Source organism: Methylobacterium sp. TK26 (genome assembly GCF_055361565.1).
In genome coordinates, this window is the sequence record NZ_CM143965.1 from 1,483,832 (window position 1) to 1,499,723 (window position 15,892).

Here is a 15,892-nt window from a genome sequence, read left to right on the forward strand (position 1 = left end):
ATCCCCGGCGACATGGACAAATTTACATGCGTGCGGTGCCGAAAACCGCTTCCGAAACCTCGGCCGGGCCTTGTGCGCCGGGGCGTCCCGCAACATATTCTGGGACGAGGCGCCATCCGGCGCCAGAGGTCCTGCGTGGGCCTCGCCCGAAACACCACGCTGAGAGAGCCTCCGCAAGGAAACTCCCATGGCATTCGAAAACAGCCCCTTCCGGTACGGCCAGCAGCAACAGCCGGCCGGCTATGCGGGGACCCAGGTCGAAGTCGACCAGGGCCTGCGCTCCTTCATGCTCGGCGTCTACAACAACATGATCGTGGGGCTCGGGATTTCCGGCCTCGTGGCGCTGGGTCTCAACATGGCGTCTGTCGCGGCCTACCAGGGCACGCGGCCGGTGCTCACGCCCTTCGGCGCGATGCTCTACACCAGCCCCCTCAAGTGGCTGCTGATGCTGGCGCCGCTGGCCTTCATCTTCGTCTTCTCGTTCCGCATGGACCGCATGTCGGCCTCCTCGGCGCGGACGATGTTCTTCGCCTTCGCGGCGGTGATGGGCGCCTCGATGTCCACCCTCCTCCTCGTGTTCACGGGGGCGAGCGTGGTGCAGGTGTTCTTCATCACGGCGGCGGCCTTCGGCGGCCTGAGCCTCTACGGCTACACGACCAGCCGTAGCCTGTCGGGCATGGGATCGTTCCTGATGATGGGCCTCATCGGCATCATCATCGCCTCGCTGGTGAACATCTTCCTCGCCTCGTCGGCGATGCAGTTCGCGATCTCGGTGCTCGGCGTGCTGATCTTCGCGGGTCTGACCGCCTACGACACCCAGAAGCTCAAGGAGATGTATCTCTACGGCGGCTTCGACGGTGAGATGGCGGCCAAGATGTCGGTGAACGGCGCCCTGACGCTCTACCTCGACTTCATCAACATGTTCCAGTTCCTGCTCTCGCTGGTCGGCGACCGCCGCTAAGCGAACGGACGGAACGAAGAGGCCCCGGCGGGAGACCGCCGGGGCCTCTTCGTTTAAGCTCGGCGCCTGGGATTCTCCGACCGAGCGAGATCATGGGTGCGTTCACCGGCCTCTCCGCCTTCCCGATCACCCCCTGCGATGCCGAGGGGCGGCTCGATGCCGGGCACCTGCGCCGGCTCCTCGCGCCGCTGGTCGAGGCGGGGGTCGATTCGATCGGGCTTCTCGGGAGCACCGGCACCTACGCCTACCTCACCCGCGAGGAACGCCGCCGCACCGTGACCGTGGCCGCCGAGGCGGTGGCCGGGCGCGTGCCGCTTCTCGTGGGGATCGGGGCCCTGCGCACCGACGAGGCGATCCGCCTCGCCCGCGATGCCAAGGCGGCCGGCGCCCATGCGGGGCTGCTCGCCCCCGTCTCCTACACGCCGCTCACCGAGGACGAGGTCTTCGCCCATTTCGCCGCCGTGGCGGAGGAAGGGGGGCTGCCGCTGGTCATCTACGACAACCCCGCCACCACCCATTTCCGCTTCACGCCGGCCCTGATCGGCCGCCTCGCCCGCCTGCCGGGGGTGGTGGCCGCCAAGTGCCCCGGCCCCCCGCCGGAGGAGGCCGCGCAGACGCTCGCGCGCCTGCGGGAGGCCGTGCCGGAGGGCTTCCCCCTCGGCTTCAGCGGCGATTGGAACGCGACGGAGGCGCTGATCGCGGGCGGGGGCGCGTGGTACAGCGTCGCCGCCGGCCTGTATCCGGAGCCCTGCCTCGCCATCGTCCGCGCCGTTCAGGCCGGGGACGCGGCCCGCGCCCGTGCCCTCGACAAGGCGATGGCGCCCCTCTGGGACCTGTTCAAGGCCCACTCGTCCCTGCGGATCGTGCACGCGCTCGCCGGGGCGGTGCCGCCGCGCCCGATCCTGCCCCTGCCGGAGGAGGTGAGAGCGCGGGCGCTGGCGGCCGTCACACCGCCCGAGGGCCGGGCTCCAGCACCGCGATGACGCGGGCGAGGTCGGTGCCCCGCTTGAGCACCCGCCCGTCGGCGGCGATCACCGCGTAGGCGCCCTGACGGCGGGCGAGCTTCGGATCCTTCTCGATCCGGTAGAGGGGCATCTCCGAGGCGCGGCGGTAGATCGAGAACACCGCCTTGTCCCGCCGGAAGTCGAGGGCGTAATCGCGCCACTCGCCCTGGGCGACCTGCCGGCCGTACAGGTTGAAGATCACCCGCAATTCGTCGCGCTGGAAGGCGATCTGCGGGGGCTCCGCACGGGACGGGAAGGGGATGACATGCCCTGCCGGCTCGTCGGGCCGCGACCCGGCACCTGTCCATTCGCTCATCGTCGCTCCTGGCGCGCTGTCCTTAGCCGGGATGATGGTCCCCGCACGGGCCGCCCGCAAGGGGAGGCAGCGCAGGCCCGGCGCTGACAGACGCGTGATGCGCGAGACACATCCAAGCGACAATTTCCACGCTTTCGCCCCATTGGCGCCTTTCGCGGGCCGTGTTGCAGCCCGACAACATGCTTCGAACCTCGCCGGGTCCTGCCCGGCCGTCTGCCGAACCCGTGCTCCCCAGCCTCGGCCGACGTCCATTACGGTGTGAGCCGGCACTCCGAGGTTTCGAGACCCAAGGGACTTGAGGCCGCCCCTCGCGGGCGGCCTCTTTTTGCTTTTGCCGTCCGCGCCTCCGACAGGATATGCCCCTGGCGTGACCACGGACCCGCCCGCCTTCGACGATGCCTTCGCGCATCGCCTCGACACCCTCTTCGCGTGGCGCCGGGACGTGCGCCGCTTCCGCCCCGATCCGCTGGACGAGGCGGCCCTGCGCGCCTGCGTCGCGGCGGCCCACCGGGCGCCCTCCGTGGGCAACAGCCGGCCCTGGCGCTTCGTGCGCGTCTCGGACCCGGCCCGGCGGGCGGCGGTGGCGGAGAGCTTCGGCCGCTGCAACGCGCAGGCCGCCGCCGCCTACGGCGACGAGCGCGCCGCCCGCTACCGGGCGCTCAAGCTCGCCGGGCTGAACGAGGCCCCGGTCCACCTCGCCGTCTTCTGCGACGGCGAGACCGGCGCGGGCCTCGGCCTGGGGCGGGCGACGATGCCCGAGACGCTGGCCTATTCGGTGGTGGGCGCGGTGCAATGCCTGTGGCTCGCCGCCCGCGCCCGGGGCATCGGCCTCGGCTGGGTCTCGATCCTCGATCCCTGTGCGGTGACGGGGATCCTCGACGTGCCGCCCGGCTGGCATCTCGTCGCCTATCTCTGCCTCGGCCTGCCGCAGGAGGAGCATCCCGACCCGGAGCTCGAACGCCACGGCTGGCAGGAGGAGGACCGCAGGGGCGCGGAACTCTACGAGCGGTGAGCGTGAATCGTCCCTCTGCGTAATACTCCGCATTTACGATGAGTTTTCACCGATCTTCTTTACCGTCGCCTCGACTTTCAGTGGTTCCGGCCGGATCAACCATAGCTTTTGCTGGAACGGCGCCGCGTAGCCGTGAATTGATCGCCCGCATACACTCACGCTTGAGAGGTCGCGTTCATGTCGGGTCGGGTGTCGGTTGTGATGGGATTGGCCGCCCTGCTCGCGGCGGGGTCGGCCTCGGCGCGGGAGGTGGTGCCCTTCGGCGAGGGCTCGGCGGGCACGATCGTGATCAGCGTGTCGCAGCGCAAGCTCTACCTCGTGAACGGGGACGGCACGGCGATCCGCTACCCCGTGGCGGTGGGCAAGCCGGGCAAGCAATGGTTCGGCACGGCGCAGATCGACGGCAAGTACGTCGCCCCGGCGTGGTCGCCCCCGTGGGAGGTGAAGCGCGACAACCCCCGCCTGCCGAACGTCATCGCCGGAGGCTCGCCGCACAATCCGATGGGCGCCGCCGCGATGACCCTGGCCGGCGGCCAATACGCGATCCACGGCACGAACCGCCCGAGCTCCATCGGCACCTGGGCGTCCTATGGCTGCATCCGCATGTACAATCAGGACGTGGTCGACCTGTACCAGCGGGTCGATGTCGGCACGCCGGTGCTCATGACGCACTGACAGGCGTCCGGGCGTCGGTCCCAGTCTGTCTATGTCCCCCGGCCGCGATGAACGTCGGCGAGCCCGTCTTGGGGACGAGGCTCGCCGTCAGCGCATGGGTGGGGCTCCGCGTCGCCGGAGCCCGGCGCTTCGCGTGAGGCGCGCCTACTTCGCCGGGGGTGAGGTCGCCTCGACGGCGGTGAAGGTCTCGAGGATGCGGTAGGTGTGCTCCGCCCCGGCCGGGACGAGGTAGGAATCGCCGGGGGCCAGCGTCACCGTCTCGCCGCCGACGATCAATTCGGCGCGGCCGCTCACCACGTAGCCCACCGTCTCGTGCTCCGAGCGGGTCATGGGCTTGTCGGCGTTCGGCTCCTCGTTGCGCCACATCCGCATGCCGATGCGCTCGCCCTGGGCGAGGCCGATCTCCCCGTGCGGACCCGTCACCGCCTGCTTTGCCGAAACCGTCGTGACCATGGTTGCTCTCCCGTGAATGGCGGGGCAACCGGGGGTGATGCGGCCCTGTTCCGCGCGGGGGCCCGCGTCAGAAATCCACCGCCAGACCCTTCACCTCCCAATCCTCGTAGCGCACCGGCTCCAGGCCGCCCCGGCCCTGGCGCTCGGGGCGCGCCTGGATCGCGGCGGCGCGGGCGTCGATGGCGGCGCGGCGCTCGGCCGCCTCGGCCAAGGCGCGCTCGGCGGCGGGGGCAAGGACGCGCGGCGGGGCCGGCTCGGGGGTGGAATCGTCGCGACGGTCTTGCATCGAACTCGCTCGGGTGTGAGGTCGTGTCGGGATCGACAGGGTTTTCAAGGCTAGACGTGGCATCTCGGGGCAAGGTCCGCAACGCGGCGGAGAGTGAAACGGGTCAGGACGCGGCGGGGCTCGGCGCAAGGCGGGCGGCGGCGCTGGCCGTGGCCGACCTGATCGGGCAGGAGCGCCCCCCCGCCCTCGATGAGGCGCTGGCCGCCGCCCTGCGCGCCGAACGCCTCGAATCGGGCGACGCCGCCCTCGCGCGGGCCATCGCCCTAGCGACCTTCCGCCGCCTCGGCCAGATCCGCCGGGTGCTGGCCGACCGCCTCGACAAGGGCCTGCCCGTGGGCAAGCCGCGCCTGTTCTCGCTGCTGGCCACCGGCACGGCCCAGATCCTCGACCTCGCCGTGCCGGACCACGCCGCCGTCGACCTCGCGGTGCGCCTCGCCAAGGCCGACCACCGCACCGCCGGCTTCGCGGGCATGGTCAACGCGGTGCTGCGCCGGGTGGCGCGGGAGCGCGAGGCGATCCTCGCGGCGACCGAACCGCTGCGCGACAACACCCCCGACTGGCTCGCCCGCCGCTGGGTCTCGGCCTACGGGCCGGAGCGGGCCGCCGAGATCGCCCGCGCCCATCTCTCCAGCGCGCCCATCGACCTCACCCTGCGGAACGAGGGGGAGGGACAGGCCTGGGCGGAACGCCTCGGCGCCACCCTGCTGCCGACGGGCTCCCTGCGGATGCCGCCGGACGGGGCGGCGATCCCCGACCTGCCGGGCTTCGGCGAGGCCGCGTGGTGGGTGCAGGACGCCGCCGCCGCGATCCCCGCGCGCCTGCTCGGGGTCGGGGAGGGCGAGCGCGTGCTCGACCTCTGCGCCGCGCCGGGCGGCAAGACGATGCAGCTCGCGAGCCGGGGCGCGACCGTGACGGCGCTGGACCGCTCGGCCCCCCGCCTGGAGCGCCTTCGCGACAACCTCGCGCGCCTGGGCCTCACGGCTGAGATCGCCGTGGGCGATGCGACCGCCTACCAGGCCGAGCCCTTCGACGCGGTGCTCCTCGATGCGCCCTGCTCGGCCACGGGCACGATCCGCCGCCACCCCGACGTCGCCTGGACCAAGGACGAATCCGACATCGTCCGCCTCGCGCAGTTGCAGACCCGGCTCCTCGACCGGGCGGCGACGCTGGTGCGGCCGGGCGGGCGGCTCGTCTACTGCACCTGCTCCCTGGAGCGGGCCGAGGGCGAGGCGCAGATCGCCGCCTTCCTCGCCCGCAACACGCGATTCGCCCGCGTGCCGCTCCGGCCGGAGGAGGTCGGCGGCCGGGCCGACCTGATCGACGGGGAGGGCGACCTGCGCACCCTGCCGAGCCAGGGCCTCGACGGCTTCTTCGCGGGCCGGCTGGTCCACCAGGGCTGACCCGCATTCCCTCACGCCGCGAAACGGTCTAAACGGCCGGCCTCGCCGCGACACCCGACCACCCGCTTACCTGCCCCGTTCGCAGGAGTGAGCCAGGAGACAGACCATGCCCGTCCTGACCTTTCCCGATGGCAACACACGAGAGGTCGCCGCCGGCACCACCGGCCGCAGCGTGGTCGAGGGCATCGCGAAGTCGCTCGCCAAGCGCACCGTGGCCATGGCCCTCGACGGCACCGTCCGCGATCTCGATGACGGGATCGACCGGGACGCCCGGATCGAGTTCCTCGACCGCGCCGACCCCCGCGCCCTGGAACTGATCCGGCACGATTGCGCCCACGTGCTCGCCGAGGCGGTGCAGTCGCTTTGGCCGGAGACGCAGGTGACGATCGGCCCGGTCATCGAGAACGGCTTCTATTACGACTTCCACCGCGAGGCCCCGTTCACGCCGGAGGACTTTCCGGCGATCGAGGCGAAGATGCGCGAGATCATCGCGAAGGATGCTCCTTTCACCCGGGAGGTCTGGACTCGCGACGACGTCCGCAACCTGTTCGCCGGGAAGAAGGAAGGCTTCAAGGTCGAGTTGGTCGACGCCATCCCGCCGGGGGAGGATCTGAAGATCTACCGCCAGGGCGAGTGGTTCGACCTCTGCCGCGGCCCGCACATGACCTCGACGGGCAAGGTCGGCACGGCGTTCAAGCTGATGAAGGTCGCGGGCGCCTATTGGCGGGGCGATTCGAACAACCCGATGCTCACCCGCATCTACGGCACCGCCTGGGCCACGAAGGAAGACCTCGACGCCTACATCCACCGCCTGGAGGAGGCCGAGCGCCGCGACCACCGCCGGCTCGGCCGGGAGATGGACCTGTTCCACTTCCAGGAGGAGGGGCCGGGCGTCGTGTTCTGGCACGCCAAGGGCTGGACGATCTTCCAGGAGCTGATCGCCTACATGCGCCGCCGCCTGCGGGGCGACTATGCCGAGGTGAACGCGCCGCAGATCCTCGACAAGGCCCTGTGGGAGACCTCCGGCCACTGGGGCTGGTACCGCGAGAACATGTTCGCCGCGCAATCGGCGGGCGACGAGGCCGAGGACAAGCGCTGGTTCGCCCTCAAGCCGATGAACTGCCCCGGCCACGTCCAGATCTTCAAGCATGGGCTGAAGAGCTACCGCGATCTGCCTCTGCGGATGGCGGAATTCGGCGTGGTGCACCGCTACGAGCCGTCGGGCGCCATGCACGGGCTGATGCGGGTGCGCGGCTTCACCCAGGACGACGCGCACATCTTCTGCACCGAGGACCAGCTCGCCGACGAGTGCCTGAAGATCAACGACCTGATCCTCTCGACCTATGCCGATTTCGGCTTCGGCGAGATCGTCGTGAAGCTCTCGACCCGGCCGGAGAAGCGCGTCGGCTCGGACGCCCTGTGGGACCACGCCGAGGGCGTGATGACGCAGGTTCTGGCGCAGATCGAGGAGCAGTCGGGCGGGCGGATCAAGACCGCCGTGAACCCCGGCGAGGGCGCCTTCTACGGGCCGAAATTCGAATACGTCCTGCGCGACGCCATCGGCCGCGACTGGCAATGCGGGACGACGCAGGTGGACTTCAACCTGCCCGAGCGGTTCGGCGCGTTCTACGTCGATGCGGACGGGCAGAAGAAGCCGCCGGTCATGGTCCACCGGGCGATCTGCGGCTCGATGGAGCGGTTCACAGGCATCCTGATCGAGCATTTCGCGGGGCATTTCCCGCTCTGGCTCGCCCCGGTGCAGGTGGTGGTCGCCACCATCACCGGCGAGGCCGACGCCTACGCCGCCAAGGTCGTGCGGGCGCTGGAGAAGGCGGGCCTGCGGGTCGATGCGGACCTGAGAAACGAAAAAATCAACTACAAGGTCCGCGAGCATTCCCTGGCGAAGGTGCCGGTGCTGCTGGCGCTGGGCAAGCGCGAGGCGGAGGAGGGCACGGTCTCGATCCGCCGGCTCGGCAGCCAGCAGACTCGGACCCTGCCGCTCGGCGAGGCCGTGGCGAGCTTCGTGGAGGAGGCCACCAGCCCCGACCGGCGCCGCGCCGACGCGGTGGCCGAGACCGTCCTGAGCAGCGAAACGGTGCTCGATTCGCACCACGGGGAGGCTCCGGTCCCTTGAGGCCGGGCCACCCTAAGGTTCCGTCCTGCCCCAAAACAGGCTAGGGCAACCGGCGATGACCCGTATAGCCCTCTATGCCGGCTCGTTCGATCCGGTCACGAACGGCCATCTCGACGTCGTGCGCCAGGCCTGCCGCCTGGTGGACCGGCTCGTGATCGCAATCGGCGTGCATCCCGGCAAGGCGCCGCTCTTCTCCGCCGAGGAGCGGGCCGAGTTGCTGCAGATCACCTGCGGGCCGGTGGCGGGCGCCGAGGGGGCGGCCCTCGACGTCGTGACCTTCGACGACCTCGCCGTCTCGGCGGCGCGGCGTTGCGGCGCCACGGTGTTCATCCGGGGCCTGCGCGACGGCACCGATCTCGACTACGAGATGCAGCTCGCCGGCATGAACGGCGCCATGGCGCCGGAGGTCCAGACCGTGTTCCTCCCGGCCTCGACCAGCGCGCGGCCCATCACCGCGACCCTGGTGCGGCAGATCGCCGGCATGGGGGGCGACGTCTCGCCCTTCGTGCCCGCCGAGGTCGCCGCCCGGCTCAAGGCGCGCTTCGCGCCGGCCTGACATCCGACAGACCAGAAGGATCCGACACGAGCCATGAAACGCCGCACGCTCCTCGCGCTCGCCCTCTCCCTCGGGCTCACCGCGCCGGCCTTCGCCGCCGATTCGAACACCGTCTACCTGCAGACCAAGGACGGCCGCATCACCATCGAACTGCGCCCCGACCTCGCGCCCAAGCACGTCAAGCAGATCAAGACGCTGGTCGCGCGCGGCTTCTACGATGGCCTGAAGTTCCACCGGGTGATCGACGGCTTCATGGCCCAGACCGGTGACCCGAAGGGCAACGGCACCGGCGGCTCGGACCTGCCCGACATCCCGGCCGAGTTCTCGCAGAGCGCCCAGTTCAAGCGCGGCACGGTGGGCATGGCCCGCTCGCAGAGCCCGAACTCGGCGAACTCGCAGTTCTTCATCTGCCTCGGCGACGCGCCGTTCCTGAACGGCCAGTACACGGTCGTCGGCAACGTCACGGACGGGCTCGACGTCCTCGACAAGATCAAGAAGGCGGCCCCCGGCGCCCCCGGCGGCGCGGTGCAGGATCCCGACAAGATCGTGCGCATGACGCTGGCCGGGAAGGCTCAGTGAGGCGGGCCTTCCGGCCCGTCCTCTGGGGCGCCCTCGTCCTCGGCGCGGCGCTGCCGGCGCGCGCCTATGACGGCGGGCATCTCTTCTCGGGCTATGTCTACGAACCCGGCGGGGGCTATTCCCTGGCCCTGCCGGAGACCCTGGCGGCGACGATCGCCGTGCCGATGGCGGACCGGCCTCCGGGCGCGGCGGACACGCTGCGGCAGCTCTTCCCGGCGCTGGCCGCCTGCTGGAGCCCGCCCCACTTCGCCGCCACCCCGCAGGGGCCGGACGTGCAGGTGACGGCGCGGTTCTCGCTGCGGCGCGACGGCAGCGTGATCGGCACCCCGCGCATCACCTACGCGGCGGGCGTCTCGGGCGGGGACCGCACCACGCTCACCCGCGCCACCCTCGCGGCCCTCGGGCGCTGCACCCCGGCGCACCTCACCCCCGGCCTCGGCCGGGCCATCGCCGGCCGCCCGCTGGCCCTGCGCTTCGTCTACCATCCCCCGGCCTGACCGGCCGGCGACCCCCATCCCCCACCCGACCAACGGAGAACCGATCATGGCGGACAACGAAACCATCGTCCTCGAGACCACCAAGGGCCGCGTCGTCATCGGCCTGCGCCCCGACCTCGCGCCGAACCACGTCGAGCGGATCAAGGCGCTCGCCTCCCAGGGCTTCTACGACGGCGTGCTGTTCCACCGCGTCATCGACGGCTTCATGGCCCAGACCGGCGACCCGACCGGCACCGGCTCGGGCGGCTCCGACCTCCCCGACCTGAAGGCCGAGTTCAACGCCGAGCCGCACGTGCGCGGCACCTGCTCCATGGCCCGCACGAACTTCCCGCACTCGGCGAACTCGCAGTTCTTCATCTGCTTCGAGGACGCCCGCTTCCTCGACAAGCAGTACACCGTGTGGGGCAAGGTCGTGGAAGGCATGGACGTGGTCGACACGATCAACAAGGGCGAGCCGCCGCGCTCGCCGGACAAGATCGTGAAGGCCACCGTCGGCGCCGCCGCGTAAGGCTTCCGGCTCCTCCCCCCGCCCGGCGGGGGGAGGGACCCCTCAGGCCCCGAGCCAGGCCTCCGCCCGGGAGACATCCTCCGGCGCGTTGAGGTTGAGGAACGGATCGACCGGCGCGACCGGCCATTCCACCACGCGCGCCCCCTGGCGGGCGATGAAGCCGCCGACCCGGCGCTCGCCGGACGCAAGCCATGCCCGCAGGTCGTCCCGCAGGGCGACGGGCCAGAGCGCCGCCGTGTAATGCTCCCGCCCGCCCGAGGCCGCCACCGCGATGGGCCCGGCGCCGGGGGACGCGGCGAGCCGCGCCACGAGATCCTCCGGCAGGAACGGGGCATCGCCGGGCACGCTCAGCACATGCGTCACGCCGGGCAGGCCCGCGCCGTGGTCCAGCCCGGCCAGGATGCCCGCCAGCGGCCCCACGGCGCCCGGCACGGGATCGGGCAGGACCGGCCCGTCGAACACCCCCACGAACCGCCCCGGATCGCCGTTGGCGCTGAGCGCCAGCCCGGCGGGGCATTGCGGCGCCACGCGCTCCGCGATCCGCGCCAGGAGGGGCCGTCCCCCGAGGGGCAGCAGGGTCTTGTCGACCCCGCCCATCCGCCGCCCGAGGCCGCCCGCGAGGATCAGGCCGAGGATCAGCGCCACCGGGAGGCCACATCGCGCATCCCCTCTCCCCGCAGGCGGGGAGAGGGGAAGGCACGGGCCGGATCGTGCCAACACCTACTCGAAGACGATCTTCGGCGCCGAGCGGGCGGGGCCCGCGCCGGAGAGGTTCGCCCAGAGCGCCGCGGCGATCTCGCGGTAGACCTTGGCCTGCGGGCCGTCGGGATCGGTCGCCACCACCGGGCGGCCGGCATCCGAGGTCTCGCGGATCGTCATGTTGAGCGGCACCTCGCCGAGGAACGGCACGCCGAGGCGCTGGGCCTCGTTGCGCGCGCCGCCATGCCCGAAGATGTGCGAGGCATGGCCGCAATTCGGGCAGACGAAGGTCGCCATGTTCTCCACGATGCCGAGGATCGGCACCGCGACCTTCTTGAACATCGTCACCCCGCGCCGGGCGTCGATGAGCGCGAGGTCCTGCGGCGTCGAGACGATCACCGCGCCCGAGAGCGGGGTCGCCTGCGCCATGGTGAGCTGCGCGTCGCCCGTGCCGGGGGGCATGTCCACGAGGAGCACGTCGAGTTCGCCCCAGAGCACGTCGCGCAGCATCTGCGTGATCGCCGACTGGACCATCGGGCCGCGCCAGATCATCGCCGCCTCGGGCTCGATCAGGAAGCCGATCGACATGACCTTCAGGCCGTAGCCGACCATCGGCTCCATCGCCTTGTTGTCGACCACGGTGGGCTTGCCGGTGAGACCGAACAGCTTCGGCACCGAGGGGCCGTAGATGTCGGCGTCGAGGAGGCCGACCTTCAGCCCCTGCGCCTGGAGGGCGAGGGCGAGGTTGCAGGCGGTGGTGGACTTGCCGACGCCGCCCTTGCCGGAGGCGACCGCCACGATGTGGCGCACGCCCGGCAGCTTCGGCCCCTGCTGCGGCGGGGCGCCGGGCCGGGGCGGCGCGACGGGGGGCGGGCTCACCGGGCGCGGGGCGGCGCTGCTCTGGGCCGGATGGCTCCCGTCGCGCTCGGAGGTGAGGCTCGCGAACACGCCGGAGACGCCCGGCATCTGCAGGACGCGGCCCTCCGCCTGACGCCGCACCGGCTCGAACTTCTCGGCCTCGGAGGCGTCCACGAGGATCGAGAACATGACCCGGTTGGTCGGATCGACCACGACCTGGGAGAGGCGGCCGGAGCCGGGCAGGGTGGTGCCGGCGGCGTCGATCGTCACCGATTGCAGGGCGCGCAGCACGTCGTCGCGGGTGATGGCCAAGGTCAGGGGCTCCGAAACTCGTTTGTCTCCATCTATACGCGCCCGAGCGAAACACCACCCTGGCGCGTGGCCTGAACCAACCCGGGCCTCGCCCGTTGAAGACGCGAATCCGGGCCGGCCCCATCAGGCCGGCCCCCGTCCAGGCAGGAGTGACGCCGTGCACCAGAACCATCGCGACCACGAGGGCGCCAAGAAGCTGTTCGAACTCATCAAGGACGTGAAGGTCGCGATGATGACCACCGTCGACACCGACGGCACGCTGAACAGCCGGCCGATGTGGAACAACGACATCGACGCCAATGGCGACCTGTGGTTCTTCACCAAGCTCCACTCGCCGAAGACGGCCGAGATCAGCCGCGACGACCAGGTGAACCTCGCCTACTCGGACCCGTCGAGCCAGAACTACGTGTCGGTCGCCGGCAAGGCCGAGGTGATCCGCGATCAGGCGCTCATCGACGAGAAGTGGAATGCCAGCCTGAAGACGTGGTTTCCCAACGGCAAGGACGACCCCGAGGTCGCCCTGATCCGCGTCTGCCCCGAGAAGGGCGAGTACTGGGACAGCCCGAACGCCACGATGCTGCACCTCTACGGCACCGTGAAGGCCGCCCTCACCGGCGAGAGCCCGAAGACCGAGACCAAGAAGGTCGGCCTGTCGTAAAGCCCGTCCGTGTCTCCCCTCCCGTCAGGCGGGAGGGGAGAAGTCCGCCGCCGCCATTGACGCGGGGCGCGAAACCATGCGCCCTCCCTCTCCCCCGGCGCGACCCGAAGTCTCCCAAAAATGCTCGATCTGGCGAAGCGGGTGTACGACCACAGCTTCCGCATCGATCCGATCGTGCGGTCGCTGCTGGATACGGATTTCTACAAGCTCCTGATGGCGCAGACGATCCTGCGCCGGCACCCGCAGGTGGAGACGACCTTCGGCATCGCCAACCGCACCGCGCGGGTGCGCATCGCCGACGAGGTCGATGAGGGGCTGCTGCGGGAGCAACTGGACCATGCCCGCTCCCTGCGCCTCTCGAAGGGCGAGGTGACGTGGCTGCGGGGCAACGTGTTCCGGGGCCAGGGCCGCATCCTCGAACCCGATTTCGTGGCGTGGTTCGAGACTTTCCGCCTGCCGGAATACGAACTCGCCACCCGCGACGGGCAATACGAACTGACCTTTCACGGCCCCTGGGTCGAGACCACGATGTGGGAGGTGCCGGCGCTGGCGATCCTCAACGAGTTGAGGGCGCGCTCGGTGCTGCGCGGGCTCGGCAAGCTGACCTTGCAGGTGCTCTATGCCCGCGCGATGACGCGGGTCTGGGAGAAGATCGAGCGGCTGCAGCGCCTGCCCGACCTCTCCATCGCCGATTTCGGCACGCGGCGGCGCCACGGCTTCCTGTGGCAGGATTGGTGCGTGCAGGCCATGGCCGAGGGATTGGGCGAGCCGCGCTTCCTCGGCACCTCGAACTGCCTCATCGCCGCCAAGCGCGAGGTCGAGCCGGTGGGCACGAACGCCCACGAATTGCCGATGGTCTACGCGGCGCTCGCCCCCGACGACGCCGCGCTGGCGGCGGCGCCCTACGCGGTGCTCGCCGACTGGCAGGAGGATTACGCGGGCAACCTGCGCATCGTCCTGCCCGACACCTACGGCACCACCGGCTTCCTCGCCAACGCCCCCGACTGGGTGGCGGACTGGACCGGCATCCGCATCGATTCCAAGGACCCGATCGAGGGCGGGGAGGAGGCGATCCGCTTCTGGCAGGAGCACGGGCGCGACCCCCGCGACAAGCTCGCGATCTTCTCGGACGGGCTCGACATCGCCGAGATCGAGCGCATCCATGCCCGCTTCCACGGGCGGATGCGCATCGGCTACGGCTGGGGCACCCTGCTCACCAACGATTTCCGGGGCCTGATGCCGGACGGGCGGCTCGATCCGATCTCCGTCGTCTGCAAAGTCATCGACGCGAACGGCAATCCCACGGTGAAGCTCTCCGACAACCCGACCAAGGCGCAGGGCCCTGCCGACGAGGTCGCCCGCTACCGCCGCGTGTTCGGGGTGGGCGAGCAGGCCGCCCTTCCCGTTCTGGTCTGAGCGCGCGCAGCGGGTATAAGGTCGACCACGACGGGCCCGAGACGGCCCGCGCGGGAGGACAATCTGATGGGTATGAACCGCCGCTCGCTCCTCGGCGCCGCCGGCCTCGCGCTGGGCGCGCCCGCCCTGACCGCGGCCCAGGCGGCCGAGACGCCGGCCCCTGCGGTCAAGGTCCCGGCGGCCAAGGCTCCGCCGCCTCCGCCCGTGACGAAGATCCTCGCGGAGTTCATCCGCGGCTCCACCTATGACGGCCTGCCGGAGACCGTCCGCCGGGAGGGCGTGCGCAGCTTCCTGAACTGGGTGGGCGTCGCCATCGGCGGCTCGCACCACGAGACCCTGGACATCGCGGTCTCGGCGCTGCAGCCCTTCTCCGGGCCGCCGCAGGCGAGCCTGTTCGGCCGCACCGAGCGGTTCGACATCATGAACGCCGCCTTCCTCAACGGCGTGTCGAGCCACATCTTCGACTTCGACGACACCCACCTGAAGACGATCATCCATCCGGCCGGGCCGGTCGCCTCGGCGATCCTGGCCTATGCGGAGATGAAGCCCGTCTCCGGCAAGGACTTCCTCGACGCGCTGGTGGTGGGCATCGAGGTCGAGTGCCGCATCGGCAACATGGTCTATCCGAACCATTACGATGCCGGCTGGCACATCACCGGCACCTGCGGCGTGTTCGGCTCCGCCGCCGCCTCCGCAAAGCTGATGGGGCTCACGCAGGAGCAGACGATCTACGCGCTCGGCCTCGCCGCCTCGCAGCCGGTGGGCCTGCGCGAGTCGTTCGGCTCCATGAACAAGAGCTTCAACCCCGGCCGCGCCGCCGCCAACGGGCTGTTCGCGGCGATCCTGGCCGCGAAGGGCTTCACCTCCTCGGACAGGATGATCGAGGTCCGCCGGGGCTGGGCGCAGACCATCTCCACCAAGCAGGATTGGTCGCAGATCACCGACGGGCTCGGGAGCCGCTACGAGAGCGCGCTCAACACCTACAAGCCCTTCGCCTGCGGCATCGTCATGCATCCGGCGATCGACGCGGCGATCCAGATCCGCGACGAGGACCACGTGAAGCCGGAGGACATCAAGTCCGTGGACCTCAAGGTCCATCCGCTGGTGCTGGAGCTCACGGGCAAGACCGCGCCGAAGACGGGGCTGGAGGGCAAGTTCAGCATCTACCACGCGGTGGCGGTGGCCCTCGTGGAGGGCGCGGGCGGCGAGAAGCAGTTCAGCGACCGGGCGGTGAACGACCCGCGCGTGGTAGCGCTGCGGGGCAAGGTGAACCCGGTGGTCACGCCGGGCGTCGACCCGGCGCAGGTGGACATGATCGTCACCCTGAACGACGGGCGCACGATCCACCGCCACATCGACCACGCCATCGGCAGCGTCGAGAAGCCGATGACCGACGCCCAGCTCGACGCGAAGTTCAAGGACCTCGCGGACGGCATCCTCCCCGCCGCGCAGGCGAACCGCGTGCTCGCCCTGTGTCGCTCCCTGCCCGACCTGAAGGACGCGGGCGAGGTCGCGCGGGCGGGAGTGCAGGGGGTCTGATCCCCACCCGTTAAACGTGTGTTGACCGG

At 70.8% G+C, this 15,892-nt stretch carries 18 protein-coding genes; 13 read left to right on the plus strand and 5 right to left on the minus strand.

Features of this window, described 5'->3' with window-relative positions; all coding sequences use genetic code 11:
* Positions 1 to 187: 187 nt before the first annotated feature.
* Entirely contained in the window at positions 188 to 961 is a 774-nt protein-coding gene (locus ACXJ1Y_RS07270) for a Bax inhibitor-1/YccA family protein (protein WP_463849412.1), read from the plus strand.
* 92 nt (positions 962 to 1,053) lie between these two features.
* Positions 1,054 to 1,944: a dihydrodipicolinate synthase family protein gene (locus ACXJ1Y_RS07275; protein ID WP_463849413.1), complete on the plus strand. Its 891-nt coding sequence runs from the start codon at positions 1,054 to 1,056 to the stop codon at positions 1,942 to 1,944.
* Here the strand turns inward: ACXJ1Y_RS07275 and ACXJ1Y_RS07280 are convergent.
* Complete coding sequence (locus ACXJ1Y_RS07280; RefSeq protein ID WP_463849414.1) at positions 1,907 to 2,281, minus strand: DUF2794 domain-containing protein; 375 nt, start codon at positions 2,279 to 2,281, stop codon at positions 1,907 to 1,909. The two genes, ACXJ1Y_RS07275 and ACXJ1Y_RS07280, sit on opposite strands and share 38 nt — an antisense overlap.
* Positions 2,282 to 2,648: 367 nt before the next feature.
* Between ACXJ1Y_RS07280 and bluB the strand changes: the two genes are divergently transcribed.
* On the plus strand, positions 2,649 to 3,293 hold the full coding sequence (gene bluB / locus ACXJ1Y_RS07285) for a 5,6-dimethylbenzimidazole synthase (protein ID WP_463849415.1): 645 nt from the start codon (positions 2,649 to 2,651) through the stop codon (positions 3,291 to 3,293).
* 177 nt (positions 3,294 to 3,470) lie between these two features.
* On the plus strand, positions 3,471 to 3,968 hold the full coding sequence (locus ACXJ1Y_RS07290) for a L,D-transpeptidase (protein ID WP_243953231.1): 498 nt from the start codon (positions 3,471 to 3,473) through the stop codon (positions 3,966 to 3,968).
* A 144-nt stretch (positions 3,969 to 4,112) separates the two neighbouring features.
* Here ACXJ1Y_RS07290 and ACXJ1Y_RS07295 read toward each other — a convergent pair whose 3' ends face one another.
* Together ACXJ1Y_RS07295 and ACXJ1Y_RS07300 are read right to left on the minus strand one after the other, a co-directional pair.
* A complete protein-coding gene (locus ACXJ1Y_RS07295; protein ID WP_463849416.1) occupies positions 4,113 to 4,421 on the minus strand; it encodes a cupin domain-containing protein in 309 nt (102 codons plus the stop codon).
* Between the two features lie 67 nt (positions 4,422 to 4,488).
* Positions 4,489 to 4,707 carry a DUF1674 domain-containing protein gene (locus tag ACXJ1Y_RS07300; protein WP_463849417.1) on the minus strand — a complete coding sequence of 73 codons (219 nt, stop codon included), beginning with the start codon at positions 4,705 to 4,707 and terminating at the stop codon, positions 4,489 to 4,491.
* A 56-nt stretch (positions 4,708 to 4,763) separates the two neighbouring features.
* Between ACXJ1Y_RS07300 and ACXJ1Y_RS07305 the strand changes: the two genes are divergently transcribed.
* The 6 genes from ACXJ1Y_RS07305 to ACXJ1Y_RS07330 all read left to right on the plus strand — a co-directional run bounded on the left by ACXJ1Y_RS07305 (position 4,764) and on the right by ACXJ1Y_RS07330 (position 10,381).
* A complete protein-coding gene (locus ACXJ1Y_RS07305) occupies positions 4,764 to 6,107 on the plus strand; it encodes an RsmB/NOP family class I SAM-dependent RNA methyltransferase (protein WP_463849418.1) in 1,344 nt (447 codons plus the stop codon).
* Between the two features lie 106 nt (positions 6,108 to 6,213).
* Positions 6,214 to 8,241, plus strand: a complete 2,028-nt coding sequence (gene thrS, locus ACXJ1Y_RS07310; RefSeq protein ID WP_463849419.1) for a threonine--tRNA ligase — start codon at positions 6,214 to 6,216, stop codon at positions 8,239 to 8,241.
* A 55-nt stretch (positions 8,242 to 8,296) separates the two neighbouring features.
* On the plus strand, positions 8,297 to 8,797 hold the full coding sequence (coaD, locus tag ACXJ1Y_RS07315) for a pantetheine-phosphate adenylyltransferase (RefSeq protein ID WP_463849420.1): 501 nt from the start codon (positions 8,297 to 8,299) through the stop codon (positions 8,795 to 8,797).
* A 33-nt stretch (positions 8,798 to 8,830) separates the two neighbouring features.
* Positions 8,831 to 9,376: a peptidylprolyl isomerase gene (locus ACXJ1Y_RS07320; protein ID WP_463849421.1), complete on the plus strand. Its 546-nt coding sequence runs from the start codon at positions 8,831 to 8,833 to the stop codon at positions 9,374 to 9,376.
* The gene (locus ACXJ1Y_RS07325; RefSeq protein WP_463849422.1) at positions 9,373 to 9,873 is read left to right on the plus strand and encodes a UCP034077 family protein; all 501 of its coding nucleotides are present in this window, start codon (positions 9,373 to 9,375) and stop codon (positions 9,871 to 9,873) included. The genes ACXJ1Y_RS07320 and ACXJ1Y_RS07325 overlap by 4 nt, the downstream gene beginning before the upstream one ends.
* A gap of 46 nt (positions 9,874 to 9,919) precedes the next feature.
* Entirely contained in the window at positions 9,920 to 10,381 is a 462-nt protein-coding gene (locus tag ACXJ1Y_RS07330) for a peptidylprolyl isomerase (RefSeq protein WP_342165504.1), read from the plus strand.
* 42 nt (positions 10,382 to 10,423) lie between these two features.
* Here the strand turns inward: ACXJ1Y_RS07330 and mobA are convergent, their stop codons facing one another.
* Together mobA and apbC are read right to left on the minus strand one after the other, a co-directional pair.
* On the minus strand, positions 10,424 to 11,026 hold the full coding sequence (gene mobA / locus ACXJ1Y_RS07335) for a molybdenum cofactor guanylyltransferase MobA (protein WP_463849423.1): 603 nt from the start codon (positions 11,024 to 11,026) through the stop codon (positions 10,424 to 10,426).
* Between the two features lie 75 nt (positions 11,027 to 11,101).
* Positions 11,102 to 12,250, minus strand: a complete 1,149-nt coding sequence (gene apbC / locus ACXJ1Y_RS07340) for an iron-sulfur cluster carrier protein ApbC (RefSeq protein ID WP_463849424.1) — start codon at positions 12,248 to 12,250, stop codon at positions 11,102 to 11,104.
* A 157-nt stretch (positions 12,251 to 12,407) separates the two neighbouring features.
* Here apbC and ACXJ1Y_RS07345 point away from each other — a divergent pair, with 157 nt between their 5' ends.
* From ACXJ1Y_RS07345 to ACXJ1Y_RS07355, 3 genes are all read left to right on the plus strand, one after another.
* The gene (locus ACXJ1Y_RS07345; RefSeq protein WP_463849425.1) at positions 12,408 to 12,908 is read left to right on the plus strand and encodes a pyridoxamine 5'-phosphate oxidase family protein; all 501 of its coding nucleotides are present in this window, start codon (positions 12,408 to 12,410) and stop codon (positions 12,906 to 12,908) included.
* Between the two features lie 120 nt (positions 12,909 to 13,028).
* Positions 13,029 to 14,324, plus strand: coding sequence for a nicotinate phosphoribosyltransferase (locus tag ACXJ1Y_RS07350; RefSeq protein WP_463849426.1), 1,296 nt, complete (start codon positions 13,029 to 13,031; stop codon positions 14,322 to 14,324).
* 66 nt (positions 14,325 to 14,390) lie between these two features.
* On the plus strand, positions 14,391 to 15,863 hold the full coding sequence (locus ACXJ1Y_RS07355; RefSeq protein ID WP_463849427.1) for an MmgE/PrpD family protein: 1,473 nt from the start codon (positions 14,391 to 14,393) through the stop codon (positions 15,861 to 15,863).
* Positions 15,864 to 15,892 lie beyond the last annotated feature (29 nt).